This window comes from Tistlia sp., assembly GCF_040905785.1.
GTDB lineage: Bacteria > Pseudomonadota > Alphaproteobacteria > Kiloniellales > DSM-21159 > Tistlia.
Genome location: NZ_JBBDQW010000073.1, coordinates 58,146 through 75,105 on the forward strand (window position 1 = coordinate 58,146; position 16,960 = coordinate 75,105).

At 74.5% G+C, this 16,960-nt stretch carries 18 protein-coding genes; 9 read left to right on the plus strand and 9 right to left on the minus strand.

Going from position 1 to position 16,960, the window contains the following annotated elements; genetic code table 11:
• Positions 1–148: 148 nt before the first annotated feature.
• The 3 genes from WD341_RS17210 to WD341_RS17220 form a co-directional block, all read right to left on the minus strand.
• Entirely contained in the window at positions 149–349 is a 201-nt protein-coding gene (locus tag WD341_RS17210) for a hypothetical protein (protein ID WP_368426714.1), read from the minus strand.
• Complete coding sequence (locus WD341_RS17215) at positions 346–564, minus strand: hypothetical protein (RefSeq protein ID WP_368426715.1); 219 nt, start codon at positions 562–564, stop codon at positions 346–348. The genes WD341_RS17210 and WD341_RS17215 overlap by 4 nt, the downstream gene beginning before the upstream one ends.
• A gap of 91 nt (positions 565–655) precedes the next feature.
• On the minus strand, positions 656–1,159 hold the full coding sequence (locus WD341_RS17220) for a MarR family winged helix-turn-helix transcriptional regulator (protein ID WP_368426716.1): 504 nt from the start codon (positions 1,157–1,159) through the stop codon (positions 656–658).
• Between the two features lie 101 nt (positions 1,160–1,260).
• Between WD341_RS17220 and WD341_RS17225 the strand changes: the two genes are divergently transcribed.
• The 7 genes from WD341_RS17225 (at position 1,261) to WD341_RS17255 (ending at position 8,247) form a co-directional block, all read left to right on the plus strand.
• Positions 1,261–2,409: a homogentisate 1,2-dioxygenase gene (locus WD341_RS17225; RefSeq protein WP_368426717.1), complete on the plus strand. Its 1,149-nt coding sequence runs from the start codon at positions 1,261–1,263 to the stop codon at positions 2,407–2,409.
• Positions 2,410–2,413: 4 nt separating this feature from the next.
• Complete coding sequence (locus WD341_RS17230) at positions 2,414–3,436, plus strand: fumarylacetoacetate hydrolase family protein (RefSeq protein ID WP_368426718.1); 1,023 nt, start codon at positions 2,414–2,416, stop codon at positions 3,434–3,436.
• Positions 3,437–3,473: 37 nt separating this feature from the next.
• Entirely contained in the window at positions 3,474–4,457 is a 984-nt protein-coding gene (locus WD341_RS17235; RefSeq protein WP_368426719.1) for an MBL fold metallo-hydrolase, read from the plus strand.
• A gap of 35 nt (positions 4,458–4,492) precedes the next feature.
• Positions 4,493–6,199 carry an FAD-dependent oxidoreductase gene (locus tag WD341_RS17240; RefSeq protein WP_368426720.1) on the plus strand — a complete coding sequence of 569 codons (1,707 nt, stop codon included), beginning with the start codon at positions 4,493–4,495 and terminating at the stop codon, positions 6,197–6,199.
• Complete coding sequence (locus WD341_RS17245; protein ID WP_368426721.1) at positions 6,196–6,393, plus strand: DUF2783 domain-containing protein; 198 nt, start codon at positions 6,196–6,198, stop codon at positions 6,391–6,393. The genes WD341_RS17240 and WD341_RS17245 overlap by 4 nt, the downstream gene beginning before the upstream one ends.
• Positions 6,394–6,526: 133 nt before the next feature.
• Positions 6,527–6,886, plus strand: coding sequence for a hypothetical protein (locus WD341_RS17250; RefSeq protein ID WP_368426722.1), 360 nt, complete (start codon positions 6,527–6,529; stop codon positions 6,884–6,886).
• 200 nt (positions 6,887–7,086) lie between these two features.
• Positions 7,087–8,247: a sensor histidine kinase gene (locus WD341_RS17255; protein WP_368426723.1), complete on the plus strand. Its 1,161-nt coding sequence runs from the start codon at positions 7,087–7,089 to the stop codon at positions 8,245–8,247.
• Here WD341_RS17255 and WD341_RS17260 read toward each other — a convergent pair.
• A complete protein-coding gene (locus WD341_RS17260) occupies positions 8,244–9,560 on the minus strand; it encodes a cobyrinate a,c-diamide synthase (protein ID WP_368426724.1) in 1,317 nt (438 codons plus the stop codon). The genes WD341_RS17255 and WD341_RS17260 overlap by 4 nt on opposite strands.
• Positions 9,561–9,694: 134 nt before the next feature.
• Positions 9,695–10,531: a uroporphyrinogen-III C-methyltransferase gene (gene cobA / locus WD341_RS17265; protein ID WP_368426725.1), complete on the minus strand. Its 837-nt coding sequence runs from the start codon at positions 10,529–10,531 to the stop codon at positions 9,695–9,697.
• Positions 10,532–10,575: 44 nt separating this feature from the next.
• Between cobA and WD341_RS17270 the strand changes: the two genes are divergently transcribed.
• Both WD341_RS17270 and WD341_RS17275 read left to right on the plus strand, forming a co-directional pair.
• Entirely contained in the window at positions 10,576–11,679 is a 1,104-nt protein-coding gene (locus tag WD341_RS17270) for a cobalt-precorrin-5B (C(1))-methyltransferase (RefSeq protein WP_368426726.1), read from the plus strand.
• Positions 11,672–12,403 (plus strand): cobalt-precorrin-6A reductase, encoded by a 732-nt coding sequence (locus WD341_RS17275; RefSeq protein WP_368426727.1) that lies wholly within the window; start codon positions 11,672–11,674, stop codon positions 12,401–12,403. The genes WD341_RS17270 and WD341_RS17275 overlap by 8 nt, the downstream gene beginning before the upstream one ends.
• On the opposite strand, the gene cobM is transcribed toward WD341_RS17275, so the two are convergent.
• The 4 genes from cobM to cbiE are packed head-to-tail and all read right to left on the minus strand — an operon-like array spanning position 12,393 to position 16,958.
• Positions 12,393–13,181: a precorrin-4 C(11)-methyltransferase gene (gene cobM, locus WD341_RS17280; RefSeq protein ID WP_368426728.1), complete on the minus strand. Its 789-nt coding sequence runs from the start codon at positions 13,179–13,181 to the stop codon at positions 12,393–12,395. The genes WD341_RS17275 and cobM overlap by 11 nt on opposite strands.
• On the minus strand, positions 13,178–14,995 hold the full coding sequence (gene cobJ / locus WD341_RS17285; protein ID WP_368426729.1) for a precorrin-3B C(17)-methyltransferase: 1,818 nt from the start codon (positions 14,993–14,995) through the stop codon (positions 13,178–13,180). The genes cobM and cobJ overlap by 4 nt, the downstream gene beginning before the upstream one ends.
• Positions 14,980–15,720, minus strand: coding sequence for a precorrin-2 C(20)-methyltransferase (locus tag WD341_RS17290; protein ID WP_368426730.1), 741 nt, complete (start codon positions 15,718–15,720; stop codon positions 14,980–14,982). Before WD341_RS17290 ends, cobJ begins: the two co-directional genes overlap by 16 nt.
• Entirely contained in the window at positions 15,717–16,958 is a 1,242-nt protein-coding gene (cbiE, locus tag WD341_RS17295) for a precorrin-6y C5,15-methyltransferase (decarboxylating) subunit CbiE (protein WP_368426731.1), read from the minus strand. Before cbiE ends, WD341_RS17290 begins: the two co-directional genes overlap by 4 nt.
• Positions 16,959–16,960 lie beyond the last annotated feature (2 nt).

The following is a 16,960-nucleotide window of genomic DNA, read 5'->3' on the forward strand; positions in this document are numbered from 1 at the left end:
TTGTGAACTTGCTTAAATTTTAGCAGGAAAGCTTTGATCCCGACTTCCGCGCGTCTGGTCCTGGCATGACTTTGCCCGCCTGACGCGAAAATTCAGCGGGCTCCGGGAAGCCGGAGCCCGCTGATGCAACTCTCTGGAGACAGGACCTTCAGGTCTTGTCGGATTCACGATCGGGCCGGCGGACCGTCTTGCGGCCGGCTGAACGCTGCGGTGCCGGCGTGCGCAGGGCGGCGCTCGCCATGCCCGCCTCGGCCGGGCTGGGCCGGCGGTCGCGCTCCTCGGCCCGGGGCGGCTGCGCGGCGGCCCCGCGCTCTGCGGCGCCCGCGCCTTCGCCGTCCTTGCCGCTCACTTCTTGGCCGAGTCCTTGGGCTCGAATTCCTTGGCTCGATCGCGGCCGGCCTGCTCCTCGGGGCTCAGCGGCTGGTTGGGCGAGCGTACGTCCTTGGCCGCATCCCTGGCCTTGCCCTCGACGTCGTTGCTGTCGATGAAGTCTTCCGTATCCTTGCGATAGGCACGGTCGGCCGACTTGTTGCCTTCACCCTCGTTCTTCTGCTTCTCGCCCATGGCGCTGGTCCTCCTGCAATAGGGATCTGCCGTGAAAACGGCGCGCAGCCCGGGGGAGTTCCGATCCGCCGTCCCCCGTGGCCACTCGGACCTAGCGGCCCTCGAGCCGGTCGAGCGCCGCGCCGAGGCGCTCCAGGCAGCGGTCCAGGACCGCGCGCTCCCGGTCGGACAGCTCCGCCGTCAGCTCGTCTTCGAGCCGCTCGGCGATCGGCACGACGGCCTCGAAGCTGCGGCGGCCGGCGGCGCTGAGCGAAAGCCGCAAGAGGCGCTGGTCCTGCGGATGGGGCGCGCGGTCGACCAGGCCCTTGCCGGTCAGCAGCGCGACGGCGCGGCTGACCTTGGCCTTGTCCATGGCGGTGCGTTCGCAGATCTCGTTGGACGACAGCGGCGCGAAACTGCCGAGCACGGCCAGCACGCGCCACTCCGGAATCGAGAGGCCGAAGCGCGCCGAGTAGCGCCGGGCGAAGGCGCGCGAGATCCGGTTGGTCGTAACCGACAGCCGGTAGGGCAGGAAGGCGCCGAGCGAGAAGCCCTCGCGCGCGCCCTCCCGCGGCGCCGAAGCGGCCGTGGCCTTGTTCTCCGTTGATGTCGGCATGGCGCGCGCCTTGACGTTCGTTTCACCTGAAACGATATTGGCGGCCGGATCCCGCCGCAAGGGGCGAGGCCCGCCGTGAGACCACAGGACGGGAGGAGGCCATGCGCAAGTACATCGGTCTGCCGCGCATCGAGGGCCGCGCCGCGCGCCAGGCGCACGCCGGCCTGCCCGAGGGCACCTGGGAGCGCGAGCTCGGCAAGGAGGGCTTCTTCGGGCCGGCGACCCACATGTATCACCGGCACGCGCCGACCGGCTGGACCTCCTGGGAGGGCCCGCTGAAGCCGCGCGCCTTCGACCTGACGCGGCTGGACGAGACGCAGGCCTGCCCCTTCGAGGCCGGCGAGGTTCTGTTCAACGGCCACGTGCGCCTGCGCCACTGGCGCGCGCCGCGCTCGATGGACCACCTGGCGCGCAACGGCGACGGCGACGAGCTGATCTTCGTCCACGCCGGGCGCGGCGACCTCTACTGCGACTACGGTCACCTGGCGATCGAGGCCGGCGACTACGTCATGCTGCCGCGCTCGACGATGTGGCGGCTGGAGGCGAGCGAGCCGATCGTCGCCCTGCTGATCGAGTGCACCAACGGCAGCTACCTGCTGCCCGACAAGGGGCTGGTCGGCGACCACGCGATCTTCGACCCGGCGATGCTGGACACGCCGCACCTCGACGAGGCCTTCGAGGCGCAGCGCGACGAGCGCGAGTGGCGCGTGCGCATCAAGCGGCGCAACGCCATCTCGACCGTGACCTATCCCTTCAACCCGCTCGACGCCGTCGGCTGGAAGGGCGACCTGGTGCCGGTCAGGATCAACGTGCGCGACATCCGCCCGCTGATGAGCCACCGCTACCACCTGCCGCCCTCGGCGCACACGACCTTCGTCGGCGACCGCTTCGTCGTCTGCACCTTCGTGCCGCGCCCCTTCGAGAGCGGCGAGGACGCCCTCAAGGTGCCCTTCTTCCACAACAACGACGACTATGACGAGGTGATCTTCTACCACGACGGCGACTTCTTCAGCCGCGACAACATCCATCCCGGGATGGTCACCTTCCACCCCTGCGGCTTCACCCACGGCCCGCACCCCAAGGCGCTGAAGAACGCCTTCACGCCGAAGAAGAGCGGGACCGAGGAGTACGCCGTGATGATCGACACACGCGACGCCCTGGAGATCGGCTCGGCCGCCGCCGCCACGGAGTTCGAGGGCTACGCCCGCTCCTGGCAGACGCCGGGGGCCGAGCCCCAGGCCGCGGAGTAGAGGGGTGAAGCTCGCGAGCCTGAAGCGCGGCGGCCGCGACGGCCGGCTGGTCCTGGTCGCCCGCGACCTGTCGCGCGCCGTCGAGGCACAGGCCGCCGCGACCCTGCAGGCCGCCCTCGACGACTGGCAGGCCGTCGCACCGAAGCTGGAGCGTGAGCAGGCCGCCCTGGAGGCAGGCAAGGTCGCCGGCAGCTTCGCCTTCGAGCCCGCCGACTGCGCCGCGCCGCTGCCGCGCGCCTACCAGTGGGCCGACGGCTCGGCCTACGTCAATCACGTCGAGCTGGTGCGCAAGGCGCGCGGCGCCGAGATGCCGGAGTCCTTCTGGAGCGATCCGCTGATCTACCAGGGCGGCTCCGACGCCTTCCTCGGCCCGCGCGACCCGATCGCCCTCGCCGACACCGCCTGGGGCATCGACTTCGAGGCCGAGGTCGCGGTCGTCACCGACGACGTGCCGATGGGCGTCTCGCCCGAGGCGGCGGGCGGGCACATCAAGCTCGTGATGCTGTGCAACGACGTCTCCCTGCGCAACCTGATCCCGGGCGAGCTGGCCAAGGGCTTCGGCTTCTTCCAGGCCAAGCCCTCGAGCGCCTTCTCCCCCGTCGCGGTGACCCCCGAGGAGCTCGGCGCGGCCTGGGACGGCCGGCGGCTGTCGCTGCCCCTGTTGTCCTCGCTCAACGGCGCGCTCTTCGGCCGGCCCGAGGCCGGGGTCGACATGACCTTCGACTTCCCGACCCTGGTCGCCCACGCGGCGCGCACCCGGCCGCTCGGCGCCGGCGCGGTGATCGGCTCCGGCACGGTCTCCAACCGCGACCCCGACGGCGGCCCCGGCCGGCCGGTCGCCGAGGGCGGCCTGGGCTATTCCTGCATCGCCGAGGTCCGCATGGTCGAGAAGATCCTGGGCGGCGAGATCAGGACCGGCTTCCTGGCGTTCGGCGACCGCGTCGCCATCGAGATGAAGGACGCCGGGGGCCGGTCGATCTTCGGCTCCATCGAGCAGGTCGTCGCGCGCTACGATCCGCCGGCCTGAGCCAGAGCAAAAGAAGAACCATTCCGGAGGATTGTCCATGTCCCGCGGCTTCGCCTCGCAGAACGACCTCGCCGAGAAGACCGTCAGCTTCGACGAGCTCGGCGAGGGCCTCTACGCCTATACCGCCGAGGGCGATCCCAACACCGGCATCGTCGTCGGCGACGACTCGGTTCTGGTCGTCGATACACAGGCGACGCCGGTCATGGCCGAGGACGTGATCCGGCGCATCCGGGAGGTCACCGACAAGCCGATCGAGCACATCGTGCTCAGCCACTACCACGCGGTGCGCGTGCTCGGCGCCTCGGCCTACGGCGCCCGCAACGTCATCGCCAGCCGCCCGACCTGGGAGCTGATCCGCGAGCGCGGCCAGCAGGACTACGAGAGCGAGGCCGGACGCTTCCCCAGGCTGTTCCGCTCGCTCGAGTCGGTGCCGGGGCTGACCTGGCCGACCCTGGTCTTCGAGGACAGGCTGACGCTGTTCCTGGGCGAGCGGGAGGTCCAGATCCTGCACCTCGGCCGCGGCCACACCAAGGGCGACACGGTGGTCTGGCTGCCGAAGGAAAAGGTGCTGTTCGCCGGCGACCTGGTCGAGTACGGCGCCACCCCCTACACCGGCGACGCCTATCTGAAGGACTGGCCGCAGACCCTGGAGCGGCTCAGCGCCCTCGGCCCGGAGAAGCTGGTGCCGGGCCGCGGCGCGGCGCTGCAGTCGCCGGCCCAGGTCGAGGAGGCGATCGCCGGCACCCGGGACTTCGTCACCGCGCTCTACGGCGCCGTCGAGACCGGTGCCCGCGCCGGCCGCGACCTGAAGGCGATCTACGACGAGACCCTGGCCAGGCTGCAGCCGCGCTTCGGCAACTGGGTGATCTTCGAGCACTGCATGCCCTTCGACGTGACCCGTGCCTACGACGAGGCTCGCGGCATCGCCGACCCGCAGATCTGGACCGCCGAGCGCGACCGCGAGATGTGGCAGGCCCTGGAGAAGGGCACGGCGATGAAGGGCGCCGAGGCCAACCCCTGACCCCGGGGCCGGCCACGAGAGCCAAGGGCCGAAGCTTGCCCACGACCTACCAGAATCCGCGCTTCGACTACCGGCGCTGCGCCGACCAGGAGCCGGGCGCCACTGCGCACCACCCCGTCGTCGTCGTCGGCGCCGGCTTGGTCGGCCTGACCGCCGCCGTCGATCTCGCCAGCCGCGGCGTCGCGACGCTGCTGCTCGACGAGGACGACACGGTCTCCTTCGGCAGCCGCGCCATCTGCTTCGCCAAGCGCAGCCTGGAGATCGCCGACCGCCTCGGCGTCGGCGAGCGGATCCGCGACAAGGGCATCACCTGGAACCGCGGCAAGGTCTTCCTGAGGGACCGCGAGATCTACGGCTTCGACCTGCTGCCCGAGCCGGGCCACGCCTACCCGGCCTTCGTCAACCTGCAGCAGTACTATGTCGAGGAATGGCTGGTCGAGCGGGCGCACCAGCTCGGCCTGACCGAGATCCGTTGGAAGAACCGGGTGCTGGAGGCGGTCCAGGAGAGCGCCTGCGTACGGCTGACGGTCGAGACGCCGGAGGGGCCCTACGCGATCACCTGCGACTTCCTGCTGGCCTGCGACGGCGCGCGCTCCCAGGTCCGGCGCAGCCTGGGCCTGGCCTTCACCGGGCAGGTCTTCCAGGACCGATTTCTGATCGCCGACGTGGTCATGAAGGCGGACTTCCCGACCGAGCGCTGGTTCTGGTTCGACCCGCCCTTCCATCCCGGCCGCTCGGTGCTGCTGCACCGCCAGGCCGACGACGTCTGGCGCATCGACTTCCAGCTCGGCTGGGAGGCCGACCCGGTGGCGGAGAAGCAGCCTGAGCGGGTGCTGCCCCGGCTGCGGGCCATGCTCGGCGAGCGGCGCTTCGAGCTCGAGTGGGTAAGCGTCTACACCTTCCAGTGCCGGCGGCTCGAGCGCTTCCGCCAGGGCCGCGTCTTCTTCCTGGGCGATGCGGCGCACCAAGTCTCGCCCTTCGGGGCGCGCGGCGGCAACGGCGGACTGCAGGATGCCGACAACCTCTGCTGGAAGCTGGCTGCCGTGCTGGCCGGCCAGGCGCCGGAGGCGCTGCTCGACAGCTACGACGCCGAGCGCGTCCCGGCTGCCGACGAGAACATCCTGAACTCGACCCGCTCGACCGACTTCATCACGCCGAAGAGCGCCGCCAGCCGCGCCTTCCGCGACGCCGTGCTGGAGCTGTCGGAGGACCACGCCTTCGCGCGCCGCCTGGTCAACTCCGGGCGTCTGTCGCTGCCCTGCAGCTACGCCGGCTCGCCCCTCTGCACGCCCGGCGAGTCCCGGGAGGAATCCGGGGAGGCCGCCTTGCCGCCGGGCTCGCCCTGCCCGGACGCGCCGGTGCTGGACTCGGAACGGACCGGGGAGGCGCGGTCGGACTGGCTGCTGCGCCGGCTCGGCGACGGCTTCACCCTGCTGCTCGCGCTCGAGCCGCGGACGCCGCTGCCGGCGGGGCTGGCGGCTCTCGCCGGCGAGAGCCCGCCGGTCCGCCCGCTTCTGGTTTCCTCCGGCCCCCGAGACAGCGGCGGCCTGCCGCTGCTGATCGACGCCGAGGGCCTGGTCGCCGCGCGCTGTGGCCTGCAGCCCGGCGCGGCCCTGCTGTTCCGCCCCGACCAGCATCTCGCCGCCCGCTGGCCGCGCTTCGATCCCGCCGCCGTGCGCGCCGCGCGCGACCGTGCCCTCGGCATCGCCGCGACGGCCGAGCAGGAGGTCTTCGCCACATGACCCGACGCCTCAGGACCGAGCCGCGCCTGGCCGACGCCGACGGCTTCTACGAGGCACTGATGGCGGCCTACCGCGACCTGCCGGAGGAGGCGGCGGCCAAGCTCAGCGCCAAGCTGATCCTGCTGCTCGCCAACCACATCGGCGAGGAGGCGGTCGTCCGCGAGGCGCTCGAGATCGCCCGGCGCGAGGGCTGAGCGCGCGGGCGCTTGCCGAATGCCTTGCCCGGGCCGGCCCCGCGCGGCATGGTCGGCGCGCCCGCCCGGGGGAACGTCCTCCGGTCGCGGCGCATTAGCTGATCCTGGAACCCACACACCGAGAGGACGCGCAATGGCTGTCCGTAGGACAACGACATCACGCCTGCGGCTCGCGGCGGCAGCGCCCCTGGCGCTGGCCGTCCTGCTGCCCGGCGTTCTGATGCCGCTCGCGCAGCCGGCGGCGCAGATGCTCTGCAGCAAGCCGCTGCAGCCGCTCTGCTCGACCGACGTGCGGGAGTTCACCGACGAGAACGAGAAGCAGCGCTGCGTCGCCGACGCCGAGACCTATCTCGAGGGGCTGCGCACCTACCGTGGCTGCCTTGAGGAGGCGCTCGCCAGCGCCGACAACTCGCTCGAGAAGGCCGAGGGCTTCAAGAGCTGCCTGCAGGACGAGGGCGGCGCCTGCTCACTGGAGCCCGACAGCAACCTTTGAGCAGGGCTGCATCCGGGCTCGGACCGCGCGTCCGGCGTATGTCCGCGCACCGACGCGCCAATCGTTAACACTCTGTCAAAACCCGTCGCGCTAGGCTGAAATCTCCACCCACAACCTCGCGCGGGGTCGGTCGAGCCTATGGCGTCCCTGAGTGCCTCCGGATTACGCCTGCAGAGCGGCAGGCGCCGCGGAGCAGCGACGTGAGCGCGGGCGGCGAGCCCGAGGGGGTCGAGCGGCTGCGGCGTTCCCTGCGCCGCCTGGCCCTGGTGGTCGCACTGCTGGTCGCGGTCTCGGTGCCCCTGGCCTATGCGGCGCTCGGCGCCGGCAGCGCCGCCACCGGCCTGCGGATGACCCTCGTGCTCGGCTTCTCCTGCGGCCTGGGCGCCCTGCTCGCACTGGCGGTCCTGCTGCTGCCGCTGCGCGCGCTCGATCGCAGCGAGCGCGAGCTGCGCCGCACCGTCGAGACGCTGGAGCGCCATGCCGCCGAGACCGACTACGCCTACGAGGAGCTGAAGCGCCAGCACCGCCTGGTCGAGGAGACGACCCACGAGCTGATGAAGGCGCACGACGAGGCGCTGGCCGCCGACCGCGCCAAGTCGGCCTTCCTGGCGACCATGAGCCACGAGCTGCGCACGCCGCTGAACGCCATCATCGGCTTCTCCGAGGTGCTGACCCTCGGCATCTTCGGGCCGCTCGGCAACGACCGCCACCGCGACTACTGCCAGGCCATCGGCGACAGTGGCCGGCACCTGCTGGCGGTGATCAACGACGTGCTCGACATCTCGAAGATCGAGGCCGGCAAGCTGCAGCTGCGGTTCGAGGAGGTGCGGCTCGAACAGCTGCTCGCTAACTGCTGCTCGCTGGTCCGGGCCAAGATCGACACCGCCGGCATACGGCTGGAGACGAGCTCGACCCCGGCGCCGCTGCCCGCGCTCTGGGCCGATCCCGTCAAGCTCAAGCAGATCGTGCTGAACCTGCTGTCCAACGCGCTCAAGTTCACTTCGAGCGGCGGCAGCATCCTGGTCTCCTCGGCCCTGCTGCCGGAGCGCGGCATCGCCTTCTCGATCGCCGACAGCGGCATCGGCATGAGCGCCGAGGACGTCAAGCTGGCCCTGCAGCCCTTCCAGCAGGTCGACAACAGCCATACCCGCCGCTACGAGGGCACCGGCCTCGGCCTGCCCCTGGCCAAGGCCCTGGTCGAGCAGCACGGCGGCCGGCTCGAGATCGACAGCACCCCCGGCGTCGGCACGACCGTGACCGTGATCCTGCCCGACCACGCCGGCGCGGGCCACCTGCAGGAGGGCGACCAGGGCAGCCTCGACCTGCAGCTGCCGAGCTGGTTCGGCCAGCGCTCGGCTTAAGCCGCGTCGACCAGGTGCAGGAAGGAGCCGGCGACGGTGCCGAGGGCGAGACCCGTCTCCGGCCGCGCCGCCCCTGCGGCGTCGCTGACCGCGAAGAGGCGCGGGGCGTCGCCCTCACGTAGGGTGCTGGCATAGTGGAACTCGTGGCCGCGCAGGCGCGTGCCGGCGGGCCCAAAGGGCGTGGCGACGAGGCTGCGCGCGGCGCGGTAGCCCAGGTGCAGGCGGGGCTCGGCGAAGGAGGTCTCCAGCGGCAGCAGCCCGGCCAGGGCATGGCGCCGGCCCTCGGCGTCGACCAGGCCCGCGCCCAGGACCATGTAGCCGCCGCACTCGCCGTAGAGCCAGGCGCCGCGGGCCGCGGCGGCGCGCAGGCCGCCGAGGAAGCGGCCGTTGCCGGCGAGCGTCCCGGCGTGCAGCTCCGGGTAGCCGCCGGGCAGGAAGACCGCGTCGGCGTCGGCCGCCGGCGCCTCGTCGCCCAGCGGCGAGAAGGGCAGGAGCTCGGCGCCGGCGGCGCGCCAGCCGGCGAGCAGGTGGGGGTAGGCGAAGGCGAAGGCGGCGTCGCTGGCCAGCGCAATGCGCTGGCCGGGCGGTGCCAGGCCCGGCAGGGCGCCGCCCGGCCGGGCGGCCGGGGCCGGCGACGGCGGGCCGGCCAGCGCCAGCAGCGCCTCCAGGTCGAGGTGCGCCTCAAGCCAGTCGGCGGCGCGCTCGAGCAGCGCCTCCAGCTCCGGCCGCTCGCGTGCCTGGACCAGGCCGAGGTGGCGAGAGGGCAAGGCCAGGTCCTCGCGCCGCGGCAGGGCGGCGAGCAGCGGCAGGCCCACCGGCGCCAACCCCTCGCGGATCAGGGCGCCGTGTCGGGCGCCGCCGACGCGGTTGGCGATGACGCCGGCGACCCGCACCTCCGGGCGGTGGTCGCGGAAGCCGCGCGCCAGGGCGGCCAGGGACTGGGCCTGGGCGCGGGCGTCGACGACCAGCACGACCGGCAGGGCGAGCGCCGCCGCCAGGTCGGCGGTCGAGCCGGCGCCGCCGGGGCCGCCGTCGAACAGGCCCATGACGCCCTCGACCAGCAGCAGCTCGCCCTCCAGCGCCTGGGCCGCCGCCAGGGCGGCCAGGCCGGCCGGCCGCATGGCCCAGGGATCGAGATTGACGCTGGCGCGGCCGCTCGCCGCGGCGTGGAAGGCCGGGTCGATGTAGTCCGGCCCTGCCTTGGCCGGCGCCGCGGGAATGCCGCGCCGCCGCAGCAGGCGCAGCAGCCCCAGCGCCACGGTCGTCTTGCCGCTGCCCGAGGCCGGCGCCGCGATGACGAGGCCCCTGGTCATCGCCGCCGCCGGTGGCGGCACGCCGCTCGACAGGCTCGGGACGAAGCCTCTGCCTGGGCGTGCTGAGGAGTCTGCTTCGTCCCGAGCCTGTCGAGCGGCGTGGAAGCGCGGCCGGCGATCCTCGGCATGGGGGCCTAGGCCGGCGCGCGCTCGGCGCGGGCGCGGATCGCGCCGAGCCAGTCCAGCGCCGAGCGCAGCCGCACGACCTCGCCGAGCACGATCATCGCCGGCGCCCGAGCGCCGCCGGCCTCGGCGTCCTCGACGCAGGCGCCGAGCGTGGTCTCCACGACCTGCTGGTCGGGCAGGCTGGCGTGGCTGACGATTGCCAGGGGCTCGGCCTCCGCACGGCCGCCGGCGAGCAGACGCCGACGGATCTCCGGCAGGTGCTTCAGCGCCATGTACATGACCAGCACCGGCGAGCCCCGGGCCACCGCCGCCCAGTCGATGCCGTCGGGCGTCGCGCCGGTGGCGTCGTGGCCGGTCAGGAAGGTGACCACCGAGTTGGTGTCGCGGTGGGTGCAGGGAATGCCGGCGTAGGCGAGGCCGCCGATGCCGGCCGAGATGCCCGGCAGCACGCGGAAGGGCACGCCGGCCTCGACCAGGCTCAGGGCCTCCTCGCCGCCGCGCCCGAAGACGAAGGGGTCGCCGCCCTTGAGCCGCAGCACCCGACGGCCGGCGCGCGCCAGCTCGACGATGCGCAGCGAGATGTCCTGCTGCTTCGGGCTCGGCTTGCCACCGCGCTTGCCGGCGTACTCCAGGACGGCGCCGGGCCGGGCAAGGCCGAGGATATCCGGCCCGACCAGGGCGTCGTAGACCAGCACGTCGGCCTGTCGCAGGCCGTTCAGGGCATGGAGCGTCAGCAGGCCCGGATCGCCGGGGCCGGCGCCGCACAGCCAGACCCAGCCCGCCTCGAAGCGTGGCAGCGCGAGGCCCAGGCCCTGGCCCGGGAGGTCGTCGTCCGGCGCGCTCATTCGCCCCCTACCCCTGTGCCGGCCGCCAGCCTATAAGCGCGGCCATGGGACGCAAGCCCGAGGGCCCCTTGAGACGCGGCTGGACCACGGGCGCCTGCGCCGCCGCGGCGACCAAGGCGGCGGTCGCGGCGCTGCTCGGCGACGGCTTCCCCGACCCGGTGACGATCCGGCTGCCCAAGGGCGACGCCCCGGCCTTCGCCCTGGCCTTCGAGGGCCGCGACGCTGACTCCGCCACGGCCGGCATCGTCAAGGACGCCGGCGACGATCCCGACGTCACCCACGGCGCGCTGATCCTCTCGACGGTGCGCCGCGGCGCCGCCGGCAGCGGCCTGGTCTTCAGGGCCGGGGCGGGCGTCGGCACCGTGACCCGGCCCGGCCTGCCGCTGGCGCCCGGCGAGCCGGCGATCAATCCCGTGCCGCGCCGCCTGATCGCCGAGGTCGTCGAGGCCGCCGCCGCGGCCCACGGCCTCGCCGCCGACTTCGAGGTCGAGATCGCCGTGCCCGGCGGCGAGGCCCTGGCAGCCCAGACCTGGAATCCGCGGCTCGGCATCCTCGGCGGCCTCTCGATCCTGGGCACCACCGGCATCGTCGTGCCCTACTCCTGCGCGGCCTGGATCGCCTCGATCCACCGCGGCATCGACGTCGCCGTGGCGACCGGCCTGCCGCACGCCGCCGCCTGCACCGGCAAGACCAGCGAGGCCGCGGTGGCGCGGCTCTACGGCCTGCCCGAGGGCGCCTTCCTGGACATGGGCGACTTCGCCGGCGGCCTGCTGAAGTACCTGAGGCGCCATCCCCTGCCGCGCCTGACCCTGTGCGGCGGCTTCGGCAAGTTCGTCAAGCTGGCCCAGGGCTTCCTCGACCTCCATTCTGGCCGCAGCCAGGTCGACTTCGCCTGGCTCGCCGAGCGACTCGCCGAGCTGGGCGCGGCCGAGGCGCTGGTCGCGCAGGCGCGCGCCGCCAACACCGCCAGCCAGGTCCTCGCCCTCGCCCAGGGCGAGGGCCTGCCGCTCGCCGAGGCGGTCGCGGAGCGGGCGCGCGCCACCGCACTGGGCGTGCTGGGCGAGACGCCGGTCGCGGTCGAGCTGCTGATCGTCGACCGCCAGGGCGAGGTCGTGGCGCGGGCGGGGAGCCTGGAACGCCTTGGCTAGGGTCCTGATCCTCGGCGGCACCGGCGAGGCGCTGCGGCTCGCCGAGGCCGCGGTCGCCGCCGGCCACGCCGTGACGACCTCGCTGGCCGGGCGCACCGAGAGCCCGCGCCAGCCGGCCGGGGCGCTGCGGACCGGCGGCTTCGGCGGCGTCGAGGGGCTGGCCGCGTACCTGCGCGAGGAGGCCGTCGAGGCGCTGCTCGACGCGACCCACCCCTTCGCCGCCCGGATCGCCGCCAACGCCGCCGAGGCCGCTGAGCAAACGGGCGTGCCGCGGCTCAAGCTGCTGCGCCCGGCCTGGCAACCGCTCGCCGGCGACGCCTGGCAGCAGGTCCCGAACCTGGAGGCCGCGGCGGCGGCGCTGCCGGCCGGCTGCCGCGCGCTGCTGACGATCGGCCGCCAGGAGCTGGCGCCCTTCCTGGAGCGCGAGGACCTGGGGCTGGTCGTCCGGAGCATCGAGCCGCTCGACGGACTGCCGCCGCAGGTCCGGCAGATCCAGGGGCGCGGCCCCTTCGCCCTGGCCGAGGAGCTGGCGCTGCTCGAAGCCGAGGCGATCGACCGGCTGGTCACCAAGAATGCCGGCGGCAAGGCCGCCTCGGCCAAGCTCGAGGCGGCCCGTCGCCTGCGAATCCAGGTGGTGATGGTCGAGCGCCCGGCGCCGCCGCCGGGCCCGAGCGTGGCGCGCGTCGAGGCGGCGCTGGCCTGGCTCGCCGGCATCAGCCCCTGACCCCGCGCTTCGGCCGCAGCACGTGGACGTGGTCGGCGTCGTAGAGCGCAGAATCCCGGTAGTCCTCCGCGGCCAGCACGCGGCCGACCAGGACCAGGGCCGTGCGCGTGATCTTGGCGGCGCGCACCTTCTCCTGGATGTCGGCAAGGGTGCCCTCGACGAAGGCCTGGTCGGGCCAGCCGACCCGATAGGCGACGACCACCGGGCAGTCGGCGCCGTAGTGCGGCGTCAGGGCCTCGCGGACGCGGCGCAGGTTGCGCACCGACAGGTGGATCGCGAGCGTCGCTCCGCTGCGGCCCAGGGTCTCCAGCTCCTCGCCCTCGGGCATCGCCGAGGCCTTCATGGCGGTGCGCGTCAGGATCACCGTCTGGCTGACGCCCGGCAGGGTCAACTCGCGCTTCAGCGCCGCCGCCGCCGCGGCGAAGGCCGGCACGCCGGGGACGATGTCGTAGTCGATGCCGAGCGCGGCGAGCCGGCGCATCTGCTCGCCGATCGCACCGTAGAGTGAAGGGTCGCCCGAATGTACGCGCACGACCTCCTGCCCGTGCGCGTACGCCGTCTCGATCTCCAGAAGGATCTCGTCGAGGGTCAGCGGCGCCGTGTCGACGACGCGAGCGCCCGCCGGCGCCGCCGCGACGATCTCCGGCGGCACCAGGGAGCCGGCGTAGAGGCAGACCGGGCAGCGCTCGATCAGGCGCAGGCCGCGCAGCGTGATCAGATCCGGGGCGCCCGGGCCGGCGCCGATGAAGTGTACGCGTGGTGTCGCCGGCTCGGTCATCCCGCTTCCCTCTCGGCCTTGGCGGCATAGCCGCGCGGCGTGTAGATCCAGTGGCCGCCGTCGCCGCGCGCGACGCTGCGGCTCTCGCTGGAGCCGACCAGCACGACCGTCAGCATGTCGACCTCGGCGGGATCGAGCGTGGCGAGGCTGCGCAGGCGCACGGTTTCGGCCGGGCGGCCGAGGTTGGCGGCCAGGATCACCGGCGTCTCGGGCGGCCGCCGCTCCAGCAGGATCTCACGCGCCCGGGCGAGCTGCCAGGTCCGGCGCCGGCTGACCGGATTGTAGAAGGCGACGACGAAGTCGCCCTCCGCGGCGGCCTTGAGGCGACGCTCGATCGCCGGCCAGGGCGTCAGCAGGTCCGACAGGGAGATCGTGCAGAAGTCGTGGCCGAGCGGCGCCCCGGCGCGCGCGGCCGCCGCCTGCAGCGCCGAGATGCCGGGCGCGACGACGATCTCGACCCGGTGCCAGGCCGGCTCCCCGCCGCGCTCCAGCAGCTCGAAGACCAGGGCCGCCATGGCGTAGATGCCGGCGTCGCCCGAGCAGACCAGGGCCACGGTGCGGCCTTCCGCGGCCAGCGCCAGGGCGGCGCGCACGCGCTGCTCCTCCTCGCCCAGGGCGTAGTCGTGGCGCTGCTTGCCGGCGGCCAGCGGCCCGAGCAGGTCGAGGTAGAGGCCGTAGCCGACCAGGTCGTCCGCCTCGGCGATCAGGCGCGTTGCCTCGGGCGTGCGCCAGGCCTCCTGCCCGGGGCCGATGCCGACGACGTGGAGCGCGCCGCGGGCCCGGCCGAGGGCCGCGGCCTCGAGCGGCGCCGGCGCCAGGGCGACGGCGCAGGTCGCCCGCGCGCTCTTGGCCTTGGCCAGCAGCAGGCGCGCCTCGGGGCCGGCGGCGGCCAGGGCGGCGGCCTCGGCGACGCCGTGGCAGCCGACCTCGGCGAAGACCACGGCCGAGGGCGTCGCCAGGCGCGATGTCTCCTGCTCCAGGCGCGGCGCCGCGAAGAAGCGCGCCGGCACCGCCAGCTCGGCGGCGAGCGCCTGGACCGCCGGCTCGTCGGCCTTGAGGTCGAGCGAGAAGACGCCGGCGACCGCCGCCTCGGCGAGGCCGGCCCCGGCCAGGGCCTCGCGCACCAGCGCCCGCAGCTCGTCCGGCGCGCAGCCACGCTCGCAGCCGACGCCGAGCGCCAGCACCGGGGGGTGGTAGACCAGCGTCGTCGCGTCGCCGGCCTCGGCCCGCTCCGTGGCGCGCAGCACCAGGCTGGCACCGGCCTCCTGCGCGAGCCCGGCCAGCCAGGGCGCCTCGCCCTCCAGGCGCACCGCTTCGCCGGCCAGCAGGCGGGCCATCACCGCCTTGGCGTCCCCGGGGTTGGCGAGGCGCCAGCCGGGGGGCGGCGCGTCGAGCGCGACGCCGAGGCGCAGGTCGCCCGCCGTGGTCACGGCGGCCGTGGCACCGAGCGCCGCGGCGAGCCGGCGGGCCAGCGCGTTGGCGCCCCGGTGGCCGCCGAGCAGCGGCACGACGGCGCTGGCGTCCTCGGCCAGCGCCAGCACCGGCGGCTCGGCGCGCTTGTCGTCGAGCAGCGGCGCCAGGCAGCGGATCAGGATGCCGGCGGCGCAGACCCCGACCAGCGGCCGGCCGGCGGCGAAGAGCGCGCGCAGGGTCTCCCCGGTCTCGGCGAAGCTGCCGGGCGCGCCCTCGACCCGGCCGGCGAGGCCGAGCAGCTCGCCGTCGAGCGCCGCCGCCGCCCGGCGCCCGGTCTCCAGGCCGCTCTGGGAGAGCACCAGGACGGCGGGCCGCGCCGCCGCCGTCAGTCGTGCGGCCATCGCCAGGCCTCCCCGCGCCGGTGGATCAGGATCATCGAGAAGTAGGGCGCCGCGACCGCCCCGGCCTCGGCCAGGGGCACCAGCCGCTGCTCGGGCAGGGTCGCGCGCTCGACGTAGCGGGCGTGGGGCGTCAGGCCCTCGGCCTCGAGCAGGGCGCGGATCCGCGGGTAGTGGCGGCCGAGCTTGACGATCGCCGCCGCCTCGGCCCCGGCCAGGCGCGCCCGCAGCACCGCATCGGGCAGCGGCGCCGGCAGCACCGCCAGGGTGTCGTTGCGCGCCGCCAGCGGCTGGCCGAGCGCGGCGGCGCAGGCGGTCAGGCTGGAAACGCCCGGCACGACCTCGACCGGGAAGCGGCCGGCGAGCCGCCCGTAGAGGTACATGAAGGAGCCGTAGAAGAAGGGGTCGCCCTCGCACAGCACCGCCACGTCGCGCCCGGCCGCCAGGTGCTCCGCCAGCTCGGCGGCGGCGGCGTCGTAGGCACGCTGCGCCGGCTCGCGGGCCGTGGTCATCGGCACCCGGATCGCCAGCTCGCGCTGCCCGGGCGCGAGATGCGCGGCGACGATCGAGCGGGCGAAGGAGGCGCCGCCCTCCAGCGTCGGGTAGGCGACCACGGCCGCCGCCCTGAGCAGGCGCAGCGCCTTGAGGGTCAGCAGCTCGGGGTCGCCCGGGCCGACGCCCAGGCCCCAGAGGCGCCCCGCGGGCCGGGCGGTCTCGGCGGGCGTCATGGCGTGGCTTCGCGCGGCTTGGTCACCGACCATTGGGTGACCGGCATCAGCGGCCGCCAGCCGCGGAACGGCCCGATCGGCTCGGCGCGCGCCACGGCCATGCGCGTCAGCTCGCCGCCGCGCTCGCCCTGCAGCGCCAGCAGGCGCGCCTCGCCTTCCAGGGTGACGACGTTGGCGACCAGCCGACCGCCCGGCTTCAACGCTGCCCAGCAGGCCTCGAACAGGCCGGCGCCATCGAGGCCGCCGCCGATGAAGACGGCATCCGGCCGCTCCCGGCCCTCCAGGTCGAGGCCCGCCAGGGCCGCCGGCGCCCGCCCCTCGAGGATCTTCAGGCCCGGCACGCCGAGCGCGGCGGCGTTGGCGGCGATCGTCGCGATGCGGCTGGCCTTGTCCTCCACGGCGACGGCGCGGCAGCGCGGGTCGCTGCGCAGCCACTCGATGGCGACCGAGCCGCAGCCGGCGCCCACGTCCCAGAGAAGCGCCCCCGGCCAGGGCCCCAGCGCCGCCAGCGTCGCCGCGCGGACCTCGCGCTTGGTCATCTGGCCGTCGCCCAGGAAGGCCCGGTCGGGCAGGCCGGCGAGCCGGCTCGGCGCCAGCATCTCGGCCTCGGCCGGAATCTCGACGGCCAGGGTGTTGAAGGCGGCGACGCTGCGCTCGCCCCAGGCCTCCGCCGTCGCCTCCAGGCGCCGCTCGCGCGGCCCGCCCATGTGCTCCAGCACCACGAGTCGGGCCGCGCCCAGCCCGTGGCCGACCAGCAGCTCGGCGACCTCTGCCGGCGTCGCTGCGCCGTCCGACAGGGCCAGGACCCGGGCGCCGGGGTAGAGCCGCGCCAGGACCAGCTCCAGGGGCCGGCCGTGCAGGGTCAGGGTCTCGACCCGCTCGAGCGGCCAGCCGAGGCGGGCGCAGGCCAGGGCGAAGGCCGAGGGCGCCGGCAGGATCAGGCATTCCTCGGGCGCGAAGCGGCGCAGCAGGGTCGTCGCGACGCCGTAGCAGAGCGGGTCTCCGGTCGCCAGCACGCAGACCGCCCGCCCGCGCCGCGCCTCCAGGGCAGGCAGCAGGTCGAGCAGCGGCCGCGGCCAGGTCAGGCGCTCGCGGCCGTCTCCGACCGGCAGCATCGCCAGGTGGCGCTCGCCGCCGACCAGGACCTGGGCGCTCTCGACCAGCGCGCGCGCCGCCGGCGACAGGCCCTCCAGGCCGTCCTCCCCGAGCCCGACGACCGAGAGCCAGGGCGCCGTCATCC

Coding starts and splice junctions, on each gene's coding strand:
- WD341_RS17225 (WP_368426717.1), top strand. CDS start 1,261: ATGCGCAAGTACATCGGTCTGCCGCGCATCGAGGGCCGCGCCGCGCGC.
- WD341_RS17215 (WP_368426715.1), bottom strand. CDS start 564: ATGGGCGAGAAGCAGAAGAACGAGGGTGAAGGCAACAAGTCGGCCGAC.
- WD341_RS17290 (WP_368426730.1), bottom strand. CDS start 15,720: ATGACGCCCGCCGAGACCGCCCGGCCCGCGGGGCGCCTCTGGGGCCTG.
- cobJ (WP_368426729.1), bottom strand. CDS start 14,995: ATGGCCGCACGACTGACGGCGGCGGCGCGGCCCGCCGTCCTGGTGCTC.
- WD341_RS17220 (WP_368426716.1), bottom strand. CDS start 1,159: ATGCCGACATCAACGGAGAACAAGGCCACGGCCGCTTCGGCGCCGCGG.
- cobM (WP_368426728.1), bottom strand. CDS start 13,181: ATGACCGAGCCGGCGACACCACGCGTACACTTCATCGGCGCCGGCCCG.
- cobA (WP_368426725.1), bottom strand. CDS start 10,531: ATGAGCGCGCCGGACGACGACCTCCCGGGCCAGGGCCTGGGCCTCGCG.
- WD341_RS17250 (WP_368426722.1), top strand. CDS start 6,527: ATGGCTGTCCGTAGGACAACGACATCACGCCTGCGGCTCGCGGCGGCA.
- cbiE (WP_368426731.1), bottom strand. CDS start 16,958: ATGACGGCGCCCTGGCTCTCGGTCGTCGGGCTCGGGGAGGACGGCCTG.
- WD341_RS17245 (WP_368426721.1), top strand. CDS start 6,196: ATGACCCGACGCCTCAGGACCGAGCCGCGCCTGGCCGACGCCGACGGC.
- WD341_RS17270 (WP_368426726.1), top strand. CDS start 10,576: ATGGGACGCAAGCCCGAGGGCCCCTTGAGACGCGGCTGGACCACGGGC.
- WD341_RS17260 (WP_368426724.1), bottom strand. CDS start 9,560: ATGACCAGGGGCCTCGTCATCGCGGCGCCGGCCTCGGGCAGCGGCAAG.
- WD341_RS17235 (WP_368426719.1), top strand. CDS start 3,474: ATGTCCCGCGGCTTCGCCTCGCAGAACGACCTCGCCGAGAAGACCGTC.